The organism is Streptomyces sp. NPDC059534 (assembly GCF_042743475.1).
GTDB lineage: Bacteria > Actinomycetota > Actinomycetes > Streptomycetales > Streptomycetaceae > Streptomyces.
In genome coordinates this window covers 428,417-447,522 of sequence record NZ_JBHWAQ010000001.1, presented here as the reverse complement: position 1 = coordinate 447,522, position 19,106 = coordinate 428,417, and the positions used below count along the sequence as shown (strand labels likewise).

The window sequence follows — 19,106 nt, the reverse complement described above, 5'->3', positions numbered from 1 at the left end:
GCCGGAGGAGCCCGTCATGACCGCACCGACCACGCTCGCCGTCCCCGCACCGACGCCCGCGCCCGCCGTCCCCGCACAGCCCGGCGCCCGCGCGGAGCAGCAGCCCGCCCCCCGGTACCTCGTCGGACTCGCCCGCGACCAGGAGGAGGTGCGGGCCGCCCAGCGGCTGCGCCACCTGGTCTTCGCCGGCGAACTGGGCGCCCGGATCGACGGGCCCGAGCCCGGCCTCGACACCGACGCCTTCGACGCCTACTGCGACCACCTCCTCGTACGCGAGGAGACCACCGGCGAGATCGTCGGCACCTACCGCATCCTGCCGCCCGAACGGGCCGCCGTCGCCGGACGCCTCTACTCCGAGACCGAGTTCGACCTGACCCGGCTCGCGCCCGTCCGGCACGACCTCGTGGAGGTCGGCCGCTCCTGCGTCCACCCCGCCCACCGCAACGGCGCGGTCATCGCCCTCATCTGGGCCGGACTCGCCCGCTACATGACCAGCACCGGGCACAACTGGCTCGCCGGCTGCTGCTCCCTCCCGCTCGCCGACGGCGGGACCCTCGCCGCCGCCACCTGGGACACCGTCAAGGCCAAGCACCTCGCCCCCGAGGAGTACTGGGTCACCCCGCACAAACTCTGGAACCCCGACGGCATCACCCGCCCCGAGGGCCGCACCGAGCTGCCGCCGCTCCTGCGCGGCTACCTCAGGCTCGGCGCCTGGGTCTGCGGCGCCCCCGCGCACGACCCCGACTTCGGCGTCGCCGACCTCTACGTCCTGCTCTCGCTGCGCCGCACCAACCCGCGCTACCTCAACCACTTCCTGTCGCTCGCCCCGGCGCGGTGAACGGGTCCACGGCACCCTCGCCGTGGCTCCCCACGGCACCCTGCACCCCCGGCCACTGCGCCGCCCATCCGCACCCGGCCGGCCGTGACCACGCGGACGCCGCGGCCGGAGCCGTCCTCGCCGCGCTCCGGCTGACCGCCGGCACCGGCACCGTCCTCCTCGGCCTCCTGCTCGCCCCCGCCGCCGCGCTGCTCCCCGCCGCCGCCCGGCTCGCCCTCGTCCGCCGCTGGGTGCGGACCGTGGTCCGCGCCTTCGGGGTACGCGTCCGGTACGAGGGAGAGCCGCCCGGCCCGGCCACCGGCCCGCTCCTGGTCGTCGCCAACCACGTCTCCTGGCTGGACATCCCCCTCGTCGCGGCCGTGCTGCCCGGCCGGATGGTCGCCAAGGCGGAGGTCCGCCGCTGGCCGGTCCTCGGGGTCCTCGCCGCGTTCGGCGGCACCCTCTTCCTCGACCGGGACGGCCTTCGGGCGCTGCCCGCGGCGGTGCGCGGGATGGCCGGGATCCTCGCGGCCGGCGGCCGGGTCGTCGTCTTCCCCGAGGGGTCGACCTGGTGCGGCCGGGCCGCCGGCCGGTTCCGTCCCGCCGCGTTCCAGGCGGCGCTCGACAGCGGCGCCGACGTCCAGCCCGTACGGATCGACTACCGGCCCGCCGGGGCGGCCGCCTACGTCGGTGACGACCCCCTCGGCGCCTCGCTGTGGCGGGTGGTCACCGCCCGCCGCCTCACCGCCGAGGTCCGGATACCGGCGCGGATACCCGCCGCCCGGCACCCGGACCGGAGAGCGCTCGCCGCCGCCGCTCAGCGCGCCGTCGCGAGGGACAGCGCGAACCTGCCCGCGCCATCCGTCCACCAGCGGTCCAGATCGAGGTCAGCCTCCGCCAGCTCCGCCCGGACGCCCGCCTGACGGAACTTCGCCGACACCTCCGTCCGCATCTCCTCGCCCGCCGCGAACGGCACCACGAGATCCAGCTCCGGGATCTTCACGGTGAGCGCGCGGCGGGCGCGCAGCCGCATCTCGATCCACTCGTGCTCGGTGTCCCACACCGCCACATGGTCGAAGTCGTCGGGATCGGCGTCCGCGCCCAGCTCCCGGTCGATCACGGACAGCACGTTCTTGTTGAACGCCGCCGTCACCCCGGCCGCGTCGTCGTACGCGGCGACGAGCGTCCCCTCGTCCTTCACCAGGTCCGTGCCGAGCAGCAGCGCGTCCCCCGGGGAGAGCATCGCCCGCACCGAGCGCAGGAAGGTCCGCCGCTCGGCGGGCAGCAGGTTGCCGATCGTGCCGCCGAGGAAGGCCACCAGCCGCGGCCCCGGCGTGCCGGGCAGTCCGAGCCCCCGGGTGAAGTCGGCGACCAGCGCGTGGACCCGCAGCTCCGGCCGCTCGGCGAGCAGCTTCTCGGCCGCCCCCGTCAGCGCGGACTCGCTGACGTCCACGGGCACGTAGCTGTCCAGCCCGGGCAGCAGCGCGTCGATCAGGAACCGGGTCTTCTCCGAGGAGCCGGAACCCAGCTCCACCAGGGTCCTGGCCCCGGTGGCGGCGGCGATCTCCGGCGCCCGGTCCGCCAGGATCTCCCGCTCCGCCCGGGTCGGGTAGTACTCGGGCAGCCGGGTGATCTCCTCGAAGAGCTCGCTGCCCCGGGCGTCGTAGAACCACTTCGGCGGCAGTTCCTTGGGGGAGTGGGCGAGGCCGTGCAGGACGTCGGCGCGCAGATCGGCGCCGGCGGCGTCGGGGGCGAGGGTGCGGGTCAGCTGGAACGGGCTCACGCGGATGGCTCCTTGAGCGGGGTGAGGGTGACGTCGGCGCGGGTGGCGGTCACGAGCGTGTGCTCGGGCACCTCCCGCCAGCGTGGATCGTCGTCGTACGGTTCGGAGGCCACGACCACCCGGTCGGGACCCGTCAGGTACCAGAGGCCGTTCTCCCAGGTCGTCGCGGCGATGGTGGCGCCGTCGGTGAGCAGCAGGTTCAGCCGGGACCCGGGCGCCGCGGCGGCGGCGTCCCGCACGGTGTCCGCGAGCGCCCGGCCGGGCGCGTCCCCGGCCCGCAGCCGGTGCAGCACGAGCGCCCACAGCAGCGCCGAGTCGGTGCGCGCCTCCAGGGAGAGCAGTTCCTCGGCCGGCAGCGCCGCGGCCGCCGGGGCGAGCGAGCCCGGCCAGCCGGCGACCGCGCCGTTGTGGCTGAACAGCCAGGGCCCGCCGGCGAACGGCGCCGCCGCGGCCTCCCCGTCGGCGCCCGGCAGGGTGGCGCCCCGGACCGCGGCGAGCAGCGCACCCGAGCGCACCACCCGGGCGAGGTCCGCGAACGACAGGTCGCCCCAGATGGGCGCCGCCCGCCGGTACCGCGCGGGCACCGGGTCGCCCTCGGCGTACCAGCCCACGCCGAAGCCATCGGCGTTCACCACCCCGCTGGACTGCGTACGGGGCTCCCAGGACTGGCGCAGCAGCGCGTGCTCCGGCCGGACGAGGAGCTCGCCGAGCGCCACCGGTTCGCCGAGGAAGGCGATATGACGGCACATCAGTCGAGCTCCGCGCTGCGCGCCGTACGGAATCCGGAGAAGATCTGGCGCCGCACCGGCAGGTCCCAGTTGCGGAACGTGCCCCGGCAGGCGACCGGGTCCACCGCGAACGAGCCGCCGCGCAGCACCTTGTGCTCCGGCCCGAAGAACACCTCCGAGTACTCCTTGTACGGGAAGGCCGTGAACCCCGGGTACGGCAGGAAGTCGCTCGCCGTCCACTCCCACACGTCGCCGATCAACTGCCGTACCCCGAGCGGCGACGCACCCTCGGGGTAACTGCCCGCGGGCGCGGGCCGCAGGTGCCGCTGCCCGAGGTTGGCGTGCTCCGGACCCGGATCGGTGTCGCCCCACGGATAGCGCCGCGAACGCCCGGACACCGGGTCGTACCGGGCGGCCTTCTCCCACTCGGCCTCCGTCGGCAGCCGGCGGCCCGCCCACCGCGCGTACGCGTCCGCCTCGTACCAGCTCACGTGCAGCACCGGCTCGTCCTCGGGCACCGGCTCCGTCACCCCGAACCTGCGGCGCAGCCACTGGCCGCCCTCCCGGCGCCAGAACAGTGGCGCCCCGATGGAGTGCTCCCGGATCTGCGCCCAGCCCTCCGGCCGCCACCAGCGTCGCTCCGTGTAGCCCCCGTCGGCGATGAACGCCAGGTAGGCGCCGTTCGTGACCGGTGTGGTGTCGATGTGGAACGCGGGCACGAGGCGGGGGTGCGCCGGCCGTTCGTTGTCCAGCGCCCACGGCTCGTCCGAGGTGCCCATCGTGAACGGGCCACCGGGCACCAGCACCTCGGGCGGCAGCGGCCCCGACCGCCGCGCCGGCGGCGGGGGAGCGGTCAGGGCCGCCGGCCCCTTCCGGAGCTGATGGGTGATCAGCATCGTCTCGTCGTGCTGCTGTTCGTGCTGGGCGATCATCCCGAACGCGAAGCCCGCGTCGAGCAGCGGCCGCCCCTCCAGGGGCGCGCTCGCCAGCACGTCGAGCACCCGGGTCCGTACGTCCGCCGCGTAGGCGCGGGCCTCGCCCGGCGCGAGCAGGGGCAGGGACGGGCGGCTGGCCCGCGGGTGTTCGAAGGCGTCGTAGAGCGAGTCGATCTCGGGCCGCAGCGCGTCACGCCCGGCGACCGCCCGCCACAGCCACTGCTCCTCCTGGTTGCCGATGTGCGCCAGGTCCCACACCAGCGGCGACATCAAAGGGGAGTGCTGCGCGGTCAGTTCGCCGTCCTCCACGCAGGAGGTGAGCAGCGCCGTCCGCTCCCGCGCGACGGTCAGGGCGTCCAGGGCGCGCGTCCGCAGGGCCTCCGGACCGCCGTCGGCCCCGGCCGGGCTCGCGCTCACCGTGCCGCTCTCGTTCCCCGTGCCACCGGTCATGAGGTCACCGCCTGGAGCTCGTCGGCCGGGCAGCTCCCGGGGATCACGTACCGTTCGTGGAAGGCGGCGACCGCGCGCCGCACCTCCTCGCTCGCCCCGATCCGGGGCAGCGCGTCGAGCGCGAGGGCGAACACCGTCCGGGCGGCGGCGTGCAGCTCGGGATCGGCGAGACCGTCGCGGGCCGCCGCGTGCCAGAGCGGATTGCGCGGTGCGGGACCCGGACCGGCCCGCTCCCCGAGGGGCTTGAGCGCCCGGTAGACGGCCTCCGCCGCCTCCGGGTCGTCGAAGAGGGCCGTCGTCACGGCCACCGGCACCATCCAGCCGTCGGGACCGGACTGCGCGTCGATCATCCGCAGCTCCAGATGGCCGCGCGGCCGGACCGGCGGGAAGAGCGTCGTCAGGTGATAGCGCAGATCGTCCGCGTCGGCCCGGCGCGGGAGCCCCGTGCGCAGCCACTCGCGGAAGGACAGGTCCTCGGGGACGGCCCACGGACCCTCCTCGGCCCGCACGCAGAGCACCGGGGTGTCGAGCACATGCGCCGCCCACTCGGCGCGAGGCTCCCCGTCCGGCGACGGCGCCAGCGCCCGCCGGGGGTCGAGATCCGCCCAGAACGACTGCCGCGTCGAACGCCAGCCGGTCCGGCGGCCGCCGTGCACCGCGGAGTTGGCGAACGCCGCCACGAGCACCGCGCCCAGGAGATGGGCCAGCCGCCACCGCCGGTGGTAGCCGAGGGGACCCGGCTCCTCGACACCCGCGTCGAGACAGATCTGCACCGACGCCGAGTCGCACATCATCGCCCGCCCGGCCGGACCGGTACGGCCGAGCGCGGTCTCCATCGCGTCGTAACGAGGCTCGTGCAGCACCCGCTCACGCGGCGCGTGCCAGGGATCCACCCCGTACCCGCTGAGCGTGAGACCGAGCGGACCGAGCGCGCCCCGCACCGACCGCAGGTCCGCGGCGAGGGAATCGAGGCACTCCATGAGAGAGCCGGCCGGGCGCGAGCTGAGCTCCAGCTGCCCGCCGGGTTCGAACGTCAGGGCCGACACCAGGGGCAGCGACCGTACGGAGTCGACCGCCGCCGCGAGCCGCGGCGGCCGTACGGGTGCCCGCGGGTCCCGCAGGTCGTGCACCAGCCACTCCAGCTCCGCCCCCACCGTGCGGGGCGGGCCGGTCTTGAAGCAGATACATCGCAGCAGGTCCTCGGCCTCTCCCTCGGTGAGAGGCGGCCCGCCACGCGGTATGCCGCTCGACGCCATCCGTGCACCTCCTGGTCATGGGGACAGCCCCCGGGAAGTCCCTGCTTCCACCTAAAGCCACCGCCGACCGGCATGCAAGAGCGCCCCGGACGCCCCGCGTGCTCCCCCTGTGCCCCCACGCGGCCGAAACCCCTTCCTCCACGGCATCCCGGCCCGTCCCGCCCGCGTTCCCGGGACGCACCCGTGCGGCATCCCGGGAAATCCCGTTGCCCCGCCGACGGCGAAACGATCATCCTGAGGGCATGAGCGCACGACTGCGCGCGATCGCGCGGCAGACCGAGGAGATCGTGGCCACGGGCCACTACCAGGCCCCGGACGGACGGACCGTCTCCCTCGCGGAAGACCTGGCCGCCGCCCTGTCCGGAACCCGCCTCCACGGCCCCGGGCCCGTCGCCGTCACCCCCGACACCGACCGCACGCCCACCCTCGACGTCACCGGCGAGAGCAGCCTCGCGGCAGCCCGCAGGATGACCGCGGCCGACGCCACCCGCCCTGTGGCCGTCCTCAACTTCGCCTCGGCCCGCAACCCCGGCGGCGGCTACCTCAACGGCGCCCAGGCCCAGGAGGAGGCCCTCTGCAGGGCCTCCGCCCTCCACGCCACCCTGCTGCGCGCCCCCGACTACTACGCCCACCACCGCGCCGACCGGGACGTCTTCTACACCGACCGCGTCATCCACTCGCCCCGCGTGCCGGTCTTCCGTGACGACCACGGCGCCCTGCTCGCCGCACCCTTCACGGTCGGCTTCCTCACCTCGCCGGCTCCCAACGCGGGGGTCGTTCGCCGCACCACCCCCGAACGCGCCCACCGGCTGCCCGCCGCCCTCGCCTCCCGCTCCGAACGGGTCCTGGAGACGGCGGCCGCCGCCGGCTACCGGCGGCTCGTCCTCGGCGCCTGGGGATGCGGGGTCTTCATGAACGACCCCGCGGACGTCGCCGGCGCGTTCCAGCGGCTGCTCACCGGGAACGGCCGCTTCGCCGGCCACTTCGAGGAGGTCGTCTTCGCCGTGCTCGACCGCTCCTCCGGCGCGCGGACGCGCGCCGCCTTCGCACGGGTCCTGGACCGCACACCCTGACCGAGCCCTCCCCCACCCCTCCCGAATGGCCTGACATGCGCCTTTTGGGCCCCCGTGCCAGGCTGAGGGGACACGGACCACAGTCCGAGACCCCTCACGGGAGGCACGATCGTGGGCAAGAAACAGACCCGGAGCAATCGGGGAGCCCGTACCGGCGGTCATGAGCACCGCACCGAAGCCGCAGCGAAGGAACAGACGGCGACCCCCGCGAGAGAGAGCTCGATGCCCCTCGTGGAGCACGCGTCCCACCGCAAGGAGCGGAAGTTCGGCCACAACTGAGGCCGGTCACCCGGCGGGAGCCGACCGGCCACGCACCGGCCCGGAGTCGGTGAGCGGGGCAGGGCAGCCGACGGGAGTACGAGAACGGGGCCCGGCGCCGAGAAGGCGCCGGGCCCCGTCCGTCACTCCCCGGTCGGTGCGGACTACGCGCCGTCGCCGACCGTGATCTCCACGCTCTCCTCCGGCCGCCCGGCGGGCTGCGCCGGCACCGTCGTCCCACCCGGCCTGTCCTGACCGGCCGGGTTCATCGTCGAGAGCAGCTGCCGGGCCAGACCGAGCCCGGTACCGCCCATCGTCAGCGCCTTGGCGAACACGTCCGCCATGCCGTCGGCGCCGTTGAGCAGCACCATCTGGTCCACGTTCCCGAACGCGGAGGCCCCGGCGGAGACGATCTCCGGCCACTTCTCGGCCAGCTGCTGCGCGACGACGGCCTCCTGGTTCTCCGCGAGCGCCGCCGCGCGGGCCTTGATCGCCTCGGCCTCGGCCAGGCCCTTCGCGCGCGTGGCCTCGGCGACCGCGAGCCCCCTCGCGTGCTGCGCCGCCGCCTCCGCCTCACCGGTGAGGCGCGTCGCCGTCGCCCGGGCCGCGCTCGCGAGCTCGGTCTCCTTCGCCTCGGCCTCGGCCGCCGAGATCCGGGCGTCCCGCTCGGCCGCGGCCAGTGTCCGGGTCTCGTACGCCATGGCGTCGGCCGGCTTGCGGACCTCCGCCTGGAGCTGCTGCTCCTTGCGGTGTCCCTCCAGCTCCGCGACCCGGGTCTCCTGGACGACGACCTCCTGCCGCGAGGCCGCCTCCGCCAGCGGACCGGCCTGCCGGGCCCGGGCGGACGCCTGGTCCCGCTCGGCCTGGTATCCGGCCTGGAGGATCTCGCTGTCCCTGGTCGCCTCGGACATCCGGGCCGCGGCCTGCTGCTCGGCCTCGGTGGCCCGCCGGTTGGCCTCCGCCTGCGCGATCCGCGCGTCCCGCTGGACGGCGGCGGCGTGCGGGGCGGCGAGGTTCTTGATGTACCCGGTGGGGTCCTCGATCTCGTGGATCTGCAGCGAGTCGACGATCAGACCGAGCTTCTCCATCTCCGTCCCACAGGCGGAACGGGCCTGCCCGGTCAGCTTCTCCCGGTCACGGATCATGTCCTCCACGGTCAACCCGCCGACGATGGCACGGAGATGACCGGCGAAGACGATGTGCACCCGCTCGCTCATGAGCTTCTGCTGGTCCAGGAAGCGTCGGGCGGCGTTGGCGATCGACACGAAGTCGTCACCGACCTTGAAGATCACCACACCGCGGACCTTGAGCGGAATGCCCTGGTGGGTGACGCACTCGACGGACAGCTGCGTCTCGTTGAGGTCGAGCGACAGCTTGCGCACCGCCTGGACGCCGGGCATGACGAGGGTGCCGCGGCCGGTGACGATGCGGAACCCCATGCCCGCGCCGAGGCCCTCGTTCTTGTGGTTGGAACCGGAGATGATCAGCGCCTCGTTGGGTTCCGCGACGCGCCACATCATCTTGAACACGGTGATGACGACGACGAAGGCGCCGACGACGACGCCCGCCAGAATGCCGATGCCCATGGGCATGGTTCCCCCTTCACCGGAGCCGAACGGATCCGGTGAAGGGAGTGTGCGCCCGTGACGGGCGCGCACTCAACGGTTCGGTCAACTGTCGTACGCGGCTGTGACATAGACGGTGCGTGGAGGGAGATGTTCCATGACCATCACCACCGTCCCGGTCTCGATCCGCTCCTTCGGCGTCGCCGCATAGGCCAGGAAGTGCTCGGCGCCGCCCCGGATCCGGACGATCACCTCACCGACGAGGCCGGGGCCGACGGTGCCGGTCACCCGGCCGAGCAGTCCCACCATCGAGGAGTCCATCGACGCGTCGTCCATGCCTGAACGGTACGTCAGATCCAGCCCTCCAGCGCGGACATGAACCCGTCGAAGTCGTCCCGGTGGACGGTGTGTCCGGCCCCGGCCACCGTACGGAGGGCGAATCCGCGCCCCTCCAGCATCCGGGCCGCGCCGGGCGGGACGAGCGTACTCGGGTCGGCGAGGGTGACGAGGGACGGTACGACGGCGCCGGCCGGCCACATGTCGGCGCCCCTGAACGCGTCCAGGGCGTACGCCGTCCGCTCGTCCCAGTCCCGTACCGACGCCATCTCGACGTCGAGGTCCTCGTCCGCCCAGTGCGGATTGAACCCCTTGACCTGCTCCCTGGTCATCGACCTGCCCCGGACGAAGAGCTCCGCCCGGAAGCCGGCGGGCCCGGCCCCCAGGTGCCAGGCGGGGTCGGAGTAGACCGCGCGGGCCGGCTTCAGCCGCTCCACCGCCTGGGCCAGGACGAGCGCCCCGAGGGAGTGCCCGACGGCCAACTCGGCTCCGGACTGCAGGGTTTCGACGAGGTCGTCGGCATGGTCGCACGGCCGGTACCCCTCCGTCCCCGGCGCCCGTCCGCTGGCGCCGTGCCCCCGCAGGTCCACCGCGATCGCCCGGTAGCCGCGCTCCGCGAGCGCCGGCCCGACCCTCCGCCAGGTGCGGTGGTCGGCCATGAGGCCGTGGACGAGCAGGGCGATCCGGTCCCCGGATCCCCAGGTGGTGGTGTGCAGGCGCACGGTGCCGCCTTCCGTCGTGCTCGGTGGTGCTGGGTGCCCGCCGACCGGGGTCAGCGGACGCTGCGGATGGGGCGCACGGCGAGCGCGCCGAGCACCGACAGTACGGCCGCGATCAGGAAGAGCGCCGTGTATCCGCCACTGAGCGAGACGACGAGCGAGGCCACGAAGGGGGCGACGATCTGCGGGCCGGCATTGGCCACGTTGAGGACGCCCATGTCGCGGGCGGCGTCCTCGGCCTTCGGCAGCACCATCGTCACCAGAGCGGTGTCGACGGCCATGTAGCAGCCGAAGCCGAGGCCGTTGACGACCGAGAAGGCGAGCATCGCCGTCCAGCTCGCGGAGACGGCCGGGATCAGGAGGGCGACGGCGGCCAGCGCGGCGGACGCGCCCACGAAGAGCTTGCGCCGGTCGTAGCGGTCCGAAAGCCAGCCGCCGAGCACCGTGGACACCACCATGGCGACCGAGTTGAGCGGCATGAGGATCGCCACCGCCTCCTCGGGGGTGAGCCCGGCCGGCAGGTCGACGTGGTCCTTGAGGATGTACAGCTGGAAGCCGGCGACCGCGAAGTAGCCGAGGACCAGGAGGGCCCGGCCGATGAACGCCCAGCGGAAGTCGTGGTCCTTGAGCGCGCTGCCGAAGGCCGCGATCTGCTCCTTGACCGGCAGGGCGGCCCTGGGGGGCATGCGCTCCTCGCGGGCGCAGACCGTGAAGAGCACGGCGGTGGCCGCGACGATCGCGCCGAACACCAGGTACCCGGTGCGGTAGTGCTCGGAGAAGGCCGCGCCGACGAGCGCGCCGATCGTCGAGCCGATGGGCAGGCCGAGGCCGACGGCCGCCGACGCCTTGCCGCGCGAGGCGACGGGCACCCGGTCGGGCACCACGGAGGTGATGGCGGCCTGGTAGACGTTCATGACCGCCTGCCCCAGACACCAGACGATGGTGACCAGCAGGATCGTGTGGACGCTGCCGAGCAGCAGCATCACCGGGAGGGCCAGGAGCCCGCCGGTCAGGATCCACGGGTTGCGCCGTCCCGAGCGGTCCGAGAGGGCGCCCGCGACCGGGTTGAAGACGGTCGCGAAGATCGCGGATATGCCGGCGACGAGGCCGAAGTTCGCCACCTTGTCCGCCGGGTCGATGGCCTCGATCTGGAGCGCGAGCAGCAGGCCGGGTACGCCGATGTACAGGGCGTACATCGCGGTGTTGCCGGCGAGGAGCAGGGTCAGCAGGCCGCGCGTCGGCCGGGTGGCGGCGGGGGAGCCGGCCGTATCGGCGGCGGGTCCGGGCGTCGCGGTGCCGGAGCCGGTGCCGGGGGAGGAAAGGGCCACGGTGCCCTCCTGGGGAGATCGCCCGACGAGGGGGCGAGGAGCGGATTGAACGGTACAGTTACACGTGTCAGTGACACGTGTGAGCACTGTGTAGCACTCACTTCCGGCCATCCGCCAGACCCTGTGCCGGATTGTTCTGGAAAGATGCCGAAGCGATGAGTCAGCCAACCGAACAGTCCCCCGACCGCCCCGCCGCGCGCGCCATCCCGACCAGCGCCGACGTCGCGCGCCTGGCGGGCGTCTCCCGGGCCACCGTCTCGTACGTCCTGAACAACACCGCGGCCGTCCGCATCAGCGAACCCACCCGCCGCCGGGTCCGGGAAGCGGCCGAGGAGCTGGGGTACGTGCCGCACGCCGCCGCCCGCAGCCTGCGCGCCGGCCACAGCCGGATGGTCCTGCTGCCGACCGCCCCCGTCCCGGTCGGACCGCTGTACAGCCAGTTCCTCAACGACTTCCAGTGGGCCCTGCGGCGCCTCGACTACACCGTGGTGCAGTACGGCAGCGTCGGCCTCCAGGCCGAGGAGGCGGCCCGCGCCTGGGCCGAGCTGCGGCCCGTGGCCGTGGTCTCGCTCGGCGAGGCCGAGCTCACCGCGCAGGGCGTCGAGATCCTCAAGCGCTCCGGGGCCCGGGCCGTGATCACCCTCGGCACCCAGCGGGTCGAGGGCACCCACGCCCTGGTCATGGACCAGGGACGGGTCGGCGAGGTGGCCACCGCCCACCTGGTGGAGACCGGCCGCCGCCGGATCGGCGTCGTCGTCCCGGAGGAGCCGGGCCTCGACATGTTCGCCGGGCCCCGCCTCGCGGGAGCCCGCCGCGCCGCCGAGGGCACCGGCGCCACCGTCGTACCCCTTCCGCTGCGGTACGACGAGGAGTCGGCACGGGCGCTCGCCGCGCGGTGGCGCGCCGAGGGGCTCGACGCCGTCTTCGCCTACAACGACGAGTACGCCATGCTCCTCATGCGGGCGCTCCAGGACGAGGGGATCTCCGTACCCGGCGAGACCGCCGTGGTCGGCGCCGACGACCTGCTCCTCGGCCGGCTGCTGCGCCCCCGGCTCAGCACCGTCGCGATCGACATGGTGCTCGGCCGCGAGCTGGCCGAGCTCGTCGACCGCGCCGTGCGGGAACCCGAGGCTCCGCCGGTCGCCCGCTCCCTGCTCGACTCGCGGGTCGTGCGGCGGGAGTCCAGCTGAGCGCTCGGCGCCGGGTGGCCCCGGGCGGGGCGGCCCCGGCGGGGCCCGCGTCACCCGGCGGGAGTCCGGGCGAGCGCTTAGCGTCGGTGCATGAGCACAGTTCCGAAGCGTTTCGAGATCCTGCTGGTGGCCGCGCACGTGGAGGACCGCGGGGGCGCCTCCGTGACGGACAGCGCTGTCCGCACGGCCGTCGTCGAGGCCACCGGACGGCACGGCGAGACGGGCTACCCGATCTACGAGGGGCACGGCCTCAGGGCCGACATCGACCCCGAGACGCAGACGGTCGAGGCACTCCTCGTCGACGGCCGCGAGCTCGACTACGGCCTGACGGCGCTGGTCCGCCCCGTCGACCGCGACTGACGTGCCGCCGCCTCCTCCCCGACGTCCGGAAGCGGCCCGTTGACACGGCGGGCCGCCGGACGCAGACTCTGCGCGCGCATGCTGGCGAAATTTATTTCACCAGGCGAACAGAGTCGTTCCGAAGGTCACGCAGGCCACGTGGGAGAGAACCGATGAGCATCCGCGACGTCTACATCGTCGACGCCGTCCGCACCCCGATCGGGAAGTTCGGAGGCGCCCTCGCCCAGGTGCGCCCCGACGACCTCGCCGCCCACGTGGTGAAGGCCCTCGTCGAACGCTCGCCCGCGCTCGACCCGGCGCGCGTCGACGACGTGTACTTCGGCGACGCCAACGGCGCCGGCGAGGACAACCGCGACGTCGCGCGGATGGCCGTCCTGCTCGCCGGGCTGCCCGTCTCGGTGCCCGGCGTCACCGTCAACCGGCTCTGCGGCTCCGGCCTGGAGGCCGTGATCCAGGCGGCCCGCGCCATCGCGCTCGGCGACGCCTCGGTGGCGATCGCCGGCGGCGTCGAGTCGATGTCCCGCGCCCCCTGGGTGCTGCAGAAGCCCGAGCGGGCGTTCCCCGCCGGTCACCAGCAGCTCCACTCCACCACCCTCGGCTGGCGCATGACCAACCCGCGGATGCCCGCCGAGTGGACGGTCGGGCTCGGCGAGGGCGCCGAACTCGTCGCCGACAAGCACGGCATCACCCGCGAGCAGCAGGACGCCTTCGCCCTCGCGAGCCACCGGAAGGCCGCCGAGGCGTGGGAGAAGGGCCTGTACGCCGACGAGGTCGTCCCGTACCCGGGCGTGGACCTCGCCCGTGACGAGTGCATCCGCGACGCCACGTCCATGGAGGCGCTCGGCCGGCTCAAGCCGTCGTTCCGCCCCGAGGGCGGCACGGTCACGCCGGGCAACTCCTCGCCGCTCAACGACGGCGCCGCCGCCCTGCTCCTCGTCGACGAGGACGGGCTGCGCGAGACCGGCCGGGAGCCGCTCGCCCGCATCCGCACCTCCGCGGTCACCGGCATCGAGCCCCAGCTCTTCGGCCTCGGCCCGGTCGCGGCGGTCCGCCGCGCCCTGGAGAAGTCCGGACGCTCCTTCGCCGACCTGCGCGCCTTCGAGCTGAACGAGGCGTTCGCGGCCCAGGCGCTCGGCTGCCTCGCCGAATGGCCGGAACTCGATCCCGAGATCGTGAACCCGCGCGGCGGCGCCGTCGCCATCGGCCACCCGCTCGGCGCCTCCGGTGCCCGCCTGGCCGGCTCCGTCGCGCACCAGCTCGCGGCGGCGGGCTCCGGCACCGGCCTCGCCGCGCTCTGCATCGGCGTCGGCCAGGGCCTCGCGCTGGTCCTGGAGCGCTGACCCGAGCCCCCGGACACGCGCCGACGCGGTGACGCGGTGAGCGGTGAGCGGTGACACACGAGAGGGGTACGGGAGGCTCAGCGCTCTCCCGTACCCCTCTGCCGTCTCACGGAGGTCGTGACCCGGGGGTCATGCCTGCGGCCACGTCCCGCGGGTCGCGTCCCTAGGGTCGCATCCCGCGCGCCGCGCCCGGCCGGTCGCGCCCCGGGGATCACGTCCCGAGCGCTGCGCCCGGTGCGTCACTTCGCCTTGGCGTCCTCGATGGACTTGCGGACCTCGTCCATGTCCAGCTTGCGCGCCTGGCCGATGACGTCCTCCAGGGCCGCCTCCGGCAGCGCGCCCGGCTGCGCGAACACGGCCACGTTGTCGCGGACGATCATCAGCGTCGGGATCGAGCGGATCTCGAACGCGGCCGCCAGCTCCTGCTGCGCCTCGGTGTCCACCTTCGCGAACACCAGGTCCTCGTGGCGCTCGGAGGCCGCCTCGAAGACGGGGGCGAACTGACGGCAGGGACCGCACCAGGAAGCCCAGAAGTCGATCAGGACGAATCCGTTGCCGCTCACGACCTCGTCGAAGTTGTCCTTGGTGAGCTCTACGGTGCTCATGCTTTCCTGCCTTTCGGGGGCTCCTGGCGGTGTCCTCACGGTCCCCTGGGGACTCGCCCGGCACAACGGCGAAACGGGCCGAGCTATTCCGCCCCCCTGCCGGCGGACCGGGAGGGCATGACCCGCGACGTGGTGGACGTGACCGCGGGTTTGGCCGACGGGACGCCGTCGAGCGGGCCGGTGCCTGATCCTCCTGCGGTCGGAGAGAGTGCCCCCCCTGAGGGAGGATTCGCCGAACTGTCTTTTGCGAAAGGGTGGTTGGGTTCGAACGTCCACCTTCCACGAGGACCTGACTGACTGTGCGAAGCATGCGAATTGCACCCGTCGTGGCCATCGGCACCCTCGCGACGCTCTTACCCGCTCTCACGCCCGCCGCGGCCTCCGCGGCCGACCCCCGGCCCCGCACCGCCGCGGCCGCCGGCACCGGCGCCCCCGCGGCCGACGCTCTGCGGAGGTACACGCGGCAGAAGCCGCACTGGAACCGTTGCGGGGGCGAGACCCCCGCCGAACTCGAGTGCGCGACGATCGAGGTGCCGCTCGACTACGCCCGCCCCGGCGGCCGGACCCTCTCCGTCGCGGTGTCCCGGACGAAGGCGACCAGCGCCCGGGACCGGCGCGGTGTGCTGCTGCTCAACCCCGGCGGCCCGGGTGGATCGGGCCTGGACATGCCGGTGTGGATGGCGCCGATGCTGCCGGACGACGTGAAGAAGCGGTACGACCTCGTCGGCTTCGATCCGCGGGGCGTCGGCCGGAGCTCCCCGGTGGGCTGCGGCCTGAACGACGACGAGCGGGAATGGCAACGCCCGTACAAGGCGGCGACGTTCGGCAAGGACGTCCGGTGGGCGCAGACCGTGGCGGCCAAGTGCCGGGCGAGGAACGGCGCCGTACTGCCCCACCTCACCACCCGCAACACCGCACGTGACATGGACGTGATCCGCGCCGTGCTCGGCGAGAGGAAGATCTCGTACCTCGGGTACTCGTACGGCACGTACCTGGGCGCCGTCTACACGCAGATGTTCCCCCGGCGCGCCGACCGTTTCGTCCTGGACAGCGCGGTCGACCCGGAGCGGATCTGGCGCGGCATGATCCAGGTGTGGGCCGAGGGCGCGGAACCGGCGTTCACCCGGTGGGCGACGTGGACCGCCGCCCGCGACGAGACGTACGGGCTCGGTCGCACCCCGGCCGAGGTGCGTGCGACGTTCTGGGCACTGGTCGCCCGGGCGGACCGTGAGCCGATCGTGCTGGACGGCACCGCCCTGACGGGCGACGACATCCGCGCCGGCCGGGCCGTGTTCTTCGACGTGGCGTACGCGGCGGAGGCGATCGTCCGCCTCAAGGAGGCCGCCGCCGGCCGGACCCCGGCATCGCCCAGGCAGAGCGGGCGACCCGCTCCCGTACCGCCGTCGTTCGCCCCGGTCGGCACCACGGCCAGTGCCTCCCTCGGTGCCTCGCTCGGCACCTCGGCCGACGCCGTCCCGCCGGACAACATGGACGCCGCGTTCTGGTCCGTGGTGTGCGCGGACACCCGCGCCTGGCCCCGCGACCCGGAGCGGTACCGCCGCGACGCGATCCGCGACAAGGCCAGGTACCCGCTGTACGGGGACTTCGCGTCGCACATCAAGCCCTGCGCGTTCTGGGGCGACGGCTCCGAGCCTGCCACCCGGGTGAACAACTCCGTCGGCGCCCTCATCCTGCAGAATGAATGGGACTCCCAGACGCCGCTGGTCAGCGGCCAGGGACTGCGCCGGGCCATGAAGGGCGCCCGGATGGTGACGGTCCTGGGCGGCCAGGGCCACGGGGTCTACGGGATGCAGTCCTGCGCCGACGCGACCGCCACCGCCTACCTGGTCACGGGGCGGCTGCCGGCCCGGGACGCCGTCTGCCGCACCCCTGCCGCCGAGAACGGGCACGCACAGCGGCTCCCGCTCCCGGCGCCTCAGGGGCTCCCGGACGGGAAGGCCCGCTTCTGACACCACCATGACCGGCCTCTGAGGACCCGCTCCGAGCCGCGTCCGGGGCCTCCTGGCGACGGTCCCGCGCTTCCCCGGGGAATGGCACGGCTCACCGGCGTATCGAGCCGTGCCATTCCCCACCCCTGCCAGCAGACTGGGACCCATGACACGAACGGTGGACGCGGTGGAAGACGGGCTCGAGTACGACGTGGTGGTCCTGGGCGCCGGCCCGGTCGGCGAGAACGTCGTCGACCGGGTGCGGGCGGCCGGCCTCAGCACGGCGGTCGTCGAGAGCGAGCTGATCGGCGGCGAGTGCTCGTACTGGGCCTGCATGCCGAGCAAGGCGCTCCTGCGGCCCGCGATCGCCCGTTCCGACGCCCGCAAGGTCGCCGGCCTGCGCGAGTCGGTCTACGGACCGCTGGACGCGATGGAGGTGCTCGCCCACCGGGACGCCGTCGTCGGCCACTGGAAGGACGACGGACAGGTCGACTGGCTGGAGTCCGTCGGTGCCCGGGTGTTCCGGGGGCACGGCCGGTTCGTCGGGCCGCGCCGGGTGGAGGTCGTCGGCCCGGAGGGCGAGCGCCATGTGCTCACCGCCCGGCACGCGGTGGCCGTCTGCACCGGCACCCGTGCCGTCCTCCCGGAGCTGCCCGGACTGCCCGCGGCGCACCCCTGGACCAGTCGCGAGGCGACCAGCTCCGACCGGGTGCCCGAGCGGCTGGTCGTGGTCGGCGGGGGAGTGGTGGGCGTGGAGATGGCGACCGCCTGGCAGGCCCTGGGGTCGAAGGTGACGATGCTCGTGCGGGGCGGCGGGCTGCTGCCGCGCATGGAGGCGTTCGTCGGCGAGCACGTGGCCGCCGCCCTGGAGACGCGCGGCGCGGACATCCGCACCGGCGCCGTCGTCACCGCCGTGGTGCGCGACGGGGGCACCGGCCCGGTCACCGTGGTCCTGGAGGGCGGTGACCACGTCGAGGGGGACGAGGTGCTGTTCGCGACCGGCCGGGCCCCGCGCACCGACGACATCGGCCTGGAGAAGGTCGGTCTCGCCCCGGGCTCCTGGCTCGACGTCGACGACAGCCTCCGGGTCACCGGAAGCGACTGGCTGTACGCCGTCGGGGACGTCAACCACCGTGCGCTCCTGACGCACCAGGGCAAGTACCAGGCCCGGATCGCCGGAGCCGCGATCGCCGCTCGCGCGCAGGGCGGCCCGCCCCTGGACACCGGCCGCTGGGGCGCGCACGCCGCGACCGCCGACCACGAGGCCGTCCCGCAGGTCGTGTTCAGCGACCCCGAGGCGGCCGCCGTGGGGCTGAGCCTCGCCGAGGCCGAGCGCGCGGGGCACCGGGTCCGGGCGGTCGACCTCGACATGCGGCAGGTCGCCGGGGCCGGTCTGTACGCCCAGGGTTACCGGGGGCACGCCCGGATCGTCGTCGACCTCGACCGGGAGGTGCTCCTCGGCGCTTCCTTCGTCGGCCCCGGCATCGGCGAGCTCCTGCACTCGGCGACCGTCGCCGTCACCGGCGAGGTCCCCATCGCGCGCCTCTGGCACGCCGTACCGTCCTACCCCACGCTGAGCGAGGCGTGGCTCCGCCTCCTGGAGGCGTACCGGGGCTGACGCTCAGTCATCACACCTCCGCCGTACGGCTTCCGGCGTCCCCGGAGCCGTACGGCGCGATCAGCAGCCGGGCGGCCGAGCGGGCCGTCTCCAGGGCGGGGCGCGGATCGCTCCGGGACTCCTGCCCCAGGACGACGCGGGTGCTCAACCCGTCGAGCAGGGCGAGGAGTTCGGAGGCGCGGGCGGGGGCGTCGAGGGGTGCGAAGCGGCGGCGGGCGACGCCCGCCGCCAGCAGGGCCTCCAGGTCCTCCTGCCAGCCCCGGTCCAGTTCGACCTGGGCTTCGCGGAGCGCGCCGTTGCCGGGGGTACGGGCCCAGAGTTCGATCCAGAGCGTCCAGCGCGGATCACGGGGGCCGCGCGGCAGGTAGAGCCGGAGGAAGAGGTCGAGCTTGCGCTCGGCGGTGAGGCGGCGGGCCAGCAGCGCCCGGCGTTCCTCGGCGAGCGCGGCCTCGCTCCAGCGGAGGGCGGCGAGCAGCAGCAGGTCCTTGCTGCCGAAGTAGTACAGGATGTGGCCGCCGCTCGTGCCGAGCCGCTCGGCGAGCGCGGACATGGTGAGCGTGGCGAGGCCGTCCTCGGCGATCGCCGTCATCGCCTCCTCCAGCATCCGCTCCTGGGTGACGTTTCCGTCCCGTCGTCGTGCCGCGCCTGCCACCGCGCCGTCCCCGTCCTGCCGATCCGTGAGCCACTGCGTGTCTCTGCGTGCCGCTGTGCGCCTCTGCGTACGGCGCTGCGTGCGAGATCGACCTTAACCGCAGCCCCCCAAGGTCTTGACGTGGCCCGAACTCATCGCACATCT

Annotated in this window: 18 protein-coding genes; 8 read left to right on the top strand and 10 right to left on the bottom strand. The window is 74.1% G+C overall.

Features of this window, described 5'->3' with window-relative positions:
* Nucleotides 1–16: 16 nt before the first annotated feature.
* Both ACFVZH_RS01810 and ACFVZH_RS01805 read left to right on the top strand, forming a co-directional pair.
* Nucleotides 17–838 carry a GNAT family N-acetyltransferase gene (locus ACFVZH_RS01810; protein WP_384891557.1) on the top strand — a complete coding sequence of 274 codons (822 nt, stop codon included), beginning with the start codon at nucleotides 17–19 and terminating at the stop codon, nucleotides 836–838.
* On the top strand, nucleotides 835–1,740 hold the full coding sequence (locus ACFVZH_RS01805; RefSeq protein WP_384891554.1) for a lysophospholipid acyltransferase family protein: 906 nt from the start codon (nucleotides 835–837) through the stop codon (nucleotides 1,738–1,740). The genes ACFVZH_RS01810 and ACFVZH_RS01805 overlap by 4 nt, the downstream gene beginning before the upstream one ends.
* Here ACFVZH_RS01805 and egtD read toward each other — a convergent pair.
* From egtD to egtA, 4 genes are read right to left on the bottom strand one after another with little or no spacing between them, the layout of a single operon-like run.
* The gene (gene egtD, locus ACFVZH_RS01800) at nucleotides 1,635–2,600 is read right to left on the bottom strand and encodes an L-histidine N(alpha)-methyltransferase (protein ID WP_384891552.1); all 966 of its coding nucleotides are present in this window, start codon (nucleotides 2,598–2,600) and stop codon (nucleotides 1,635–1,637) included. The genes ACFVZH_RS01805 and egtD overlap by 106 nt on opposite strands.
* Nucleotides 2,597–3,349, bottom strand: coding sequence for an ergothioneine biosynthesis protein EgtC (gene egtC / locus ACFVZH_RS01795; protein ID WP_384891549.1), 753 nt, complete (start codon nucleotides 3,347–3,349; stop codon nucleotides 2,597–2,599). Before egtC ends, egtD begins: the two co-directional genes overlap by 4 nt.
* The gene (egtB, locus tag ACFVZH_RS01790; protein ID WP_384891546.1) at nucleotides 3,349–4,713 is read right to left on the bottom strand and encodes an ergothioneine biosynthesis protein EgtB; all 1,365 of its coding nucleotides are present in this window, start codon (nucleotides 4,711–4,713) and stop codon (nucleotides 3,349–3,351) included. The genes egtC and egtB overlap by 1 nt, the downstream gene beginning before the upstream one ends.
* Complete coding sequence (gene egtA / locus ACFVZH_RS01785) at nucleotides 4,710–5,969, bottom strand: ergothioneine biosynthesis glutamate--cysteine ligase EgtA (RefSeq protein ID WP_384891543.1); 1,260 nt, start codon at nucleotides 5,967–5,969, stop codon at nucleotides 4,710–4,712. Before egtA ends, egtB begins: the two co-directional genes overlap by 4 nt.
* A gap of 242 nt (nucleotides 5,970–6,211) precedes the next feature.
* Here egtA and ACFVZH_RS01780 point away from each other — a divergent pair, with 242 nt between their 5' ends.
* Entirely contained in the window at nucleotides 6,212–7,042 is an 831-nt protein-coding gene (locus ACFVZH_RS01780) for a TIGR02452 family protein (RefSeq protein ID WP_384891540.1), read from the top strand.
* Between the two features lie 422 nt (nucleotides 7,043–7,464).
* Here ACFVZH_RS01780 and ACFVZH_RS01775 read toward each other — a convergent pair whose 3' ends face one another.
* The 4 genes from ACFVZH_RS01775 to ACFVZH_RS01760 form a co-directional block, all read right to left on the bottom strand.
* Nucleotides 7,465–8,886, bottom strand: a complete 1,422-nt coding sequence (locus tag ACFVZH_RS01775; RefSeq protein ID WP_384891729.1) for a flotillin family protein — start codon at nucleotides 8,884–8,886, stop codon at nucleotides 7,465–7,467.
* An 84-nt stretch (nucleotides 8,887–8,970) separates the two neighbouring features.
* On the bottom strand, nucleotides 8,971–9,174 hold the full coding sequence (locus ACFVZH_RS01770; protein ID WP_384891726.1) for a hypothetical protein: 204 nt from the start codon (nucleotides 9,172–9,174) through the stop codon (nucleotides 8,971–8,973).
* A gap of 41 nt (nucleotides 9,175–9,215) precedes the next feature.
* Nucleotides 9,216–9,923, bottom strand: a complete 708-nt coding sequence (locus ACFVZH_RS01765) for an alpha/beta fold hydrolase (protein WP_384891538.1) — start codon at nucleotides 9,921–9,923, stop codon at nucleotides 9,216–9,218.
* Nucleotides 9,924–9,973: 50 nt separating this feature from the next.
* Nucleotides 9,974–11,248, bottom strand: a complete 1,275-nt coding sequence (locus ACFVZH_RS01760; protein ID WP_384891535.1) for an MFS transporter — start codon at nucleotides 11,246–11,248, stop codon at nucleotides 9,974–9,976.
* Nucleotides 11,249–11,403: 155 nt separating this feature from the next.
* Here ACFVZH_RS01760 and ACFVZH_RS01755 point away from each other — a divergent pair, with 155 nt between their 5' ends.
* The 3 genes from ACFVZH_RS01755 (at nucleotide 11,404) to ACFVZH_RS01745 (ending at nucleotide 14,138) form a co-directional block, all read left to right on the top strand.
* Nucleotides 11,404–12,438 (top strand): LacI family DNA-binding transcriptional regulator, encoded by a 1,035-nt coding sequence (locus ACFVZH_RS01755; protein WP_384891532.1) that lies wholly within the window; start codon nucleotides 11,404–11,406, stop codon nucleotides 12,436–12,438.
* Between the two features lie 90 nt (nucleotides 12,439–12,528).
* On the top strand, nucleotides 12,529–12,798 hold the full coding sequence (locus tag ACFVZH_RS01750; protein WP_384891530.1) for a hypothetical protein: 270 nt from the start codon (nucleotides 12,529–12,531) through the stop codon (nucleotides 12,796–12,798).
* Between the two features lie 152 nt (nucleotides 12,799–12,950).
* Entirely contained in the window at nucleotides 12,951–14,138 is a 1,188-nt protein-coding gene (locus tag ACFVZH_RS01745; RefSeq protein WP_384891528.1) for a thiolase family protein, read from the top strand.
* 239 nt (nucleotides 14,139–14,377) lie between these two features.
* Here ACFVZH_RS01745 and trxA read toward each other — a convergent pair whose 3' ends face one another.
* Nucleotides 14,378–14,743 (bottom strand): thioredoxin, encoded by a 366-nt coding sequence (gene trxA, locus ACFVZH_RS01740; RefSeq protein ID WP_384891525.1) that lies wholly within the window; start codon nucleotides 14,741–14,743, stop codon nucleotides 14,378–14,380.
* A 308-nt stretch (nucleotides 14,744–15,051) separates the two neighbouring features.
* On the opposite strand from trxA, the gene ACFVZH_RS01735 reads away from it, so the two are divergent.
* Together ACFVZH_RS01735 and ACFVZH_RS01730 are read left to right on the top strand one after the other, a co-directional pair.
* Nucleotides 15,052–16,713 carry an alpha/beta hydrolase gene (locus tag ACFVZH_RS01735; RefSeq protein WP_384891522.1) on the top strand — a complete coding sequence of 554 codons (1,662 nt, stop codon included), beginning with the start codon at nucleotides 15,052–15,054 and terminating at the stop codon, nucleotides 16,711–16,713.
* 145 nt (nucleotides 16,714–16,858) lie between these two features.
* Nucleotides 16,859–18,310 carry a dihydrolipoyl dehydrogenase family protein gene (locus ACFVZH_RS01730; RefSeq protein WP_384891519.1) on the top strand — a complete coding sequence of 484 codons (1,452 nt, stop codon included), beginning with the start codon at nucleotides 16,859–16,861 and terminating at the stop codon, nucleotides 18,308–18,310.
* A 10-nt stretch (nucleotides 18,311–18,320) separates the two neighbouring features.
* Here ACFVZH_RS01730 and ACFVZH_RS01725 read toward each other — a convergent pair whose 3' ends face one another.
* Nucleotides 18,321–18,962 carry a TetR/AcrR family transcriptional regulator gene (locus tag ACFVZH_RS01725; RefSeq protein ID WP_384891516.1) on the bottom strand — a complete coding sequence of 214 codons (642 nt, stop codon included), beginning with the start codon at nucleotides 18,960–18,962 and terminating at the stop codon, nucleotides 18,321–18,323.
* Nucleotides 18,963–19,106 lie beyond the last annotated feature (144 nt).

What these genes read in the sequence shown, in the direction of transcription:
- ACFVZH_RS01810 (WP_384891557.1), top strand. Translation starts at nt 17, where the DNA reads ATGACCGCACCGACCACGCTCGCCGTCCCCGCACCGACGCCCGCGCCC.
- egtC (WP_384891549.1), bottom strand. Translation starts at nt 3,349, where the DNA reads ATGTGCCGTCATATCGCCTTCCTCGGCGAACCGGTGGCGCTCGGCGAG.
- egtB (WP_384891546.1), bottom strand. Translation starts at nt 4,713, where the DNA reads ATGACCGGTGGCACGGGGAACGAGAGCGGCACGGTGAGCGCGAGCCCG.
- egtA (WP_384891543.1), bottom strand. Translation starts at nt 5,969, where the DNA reads ATGGCGTCGAGCGGCATACCGCGTGGCGGGCCGCCTCTCACCGAGGGA.
- ACFVZH_RS01780 (WP_384891540.1), top strand. Translation starts at nt 6,212, where the DNA reads ATGAGCGCACGACTGCGCGCGATCGCGCGGCAGACCGAGGAGATCGTG.
- ACFVZH_RS01775 (WP_384891729.1), bottom strand. Translation starts at nt 8,886, where the DNA reads ATGGGCATCGGCATTCTGGCGGGCGTCGTCGTCGGCGCCTTCGTCGTC.
- ACFVZH_RS01770 (WP_384891726.1), bottom strand. Translation starts at nt 9,174, where the DNA reads ATGGTGGGACTGCTCGGCCGGGTGACCGGCACCGTCGGCCCCGGCCTC.
- ACFVZH_RS01755 (WP_384891532.1), top strand. Translation starts at nt 11,404, where the DNA reads ATGAGTCAGCCAACCGAACAGTCCCCCGACCGCCCCGCCGCGCGCGCC.
- ACFVZH_RS01750 (WP_384891530.1), top strand. Translation starts at nt 12,529, where the DNA reads ATGAGCACAGTTCCGAAGCGTTTCGAGATCCTGCTGGTGGCCGCGCAC.
- ACFVZH_RS01745 (WP_384891528.1), top strand. Translation starts at nt 12,951, where the DNA reads ATGAGCATCCGCGACGTCTACATCGTCGACGCCGTCCGCACCCCGATC.
- trxA (WP_384891525.1), bottom strand. Translation starts at nt 14,743, where the DNA reads ATGAGCACCGTAGAGCTCACCAAGGACAACTTCGACGAGGTCGTGAGC.
- ACFVZH_RS01735 (WP_384891522.1), top strand. Translation starts at nt 15,052, where the DNA reads ATGCGAATTGCACCCGTCGTGGCCATCGGCACCCTCGCGACGCTCTTA.
- ACFVZH_RS01730 (WP_384891519.1), top strand. Translation starts at nt 16,859, where the DNA reads ATGACACGAACGGTGGACGCGGTGGAAGACGGGCTCGAGTACGACGTG.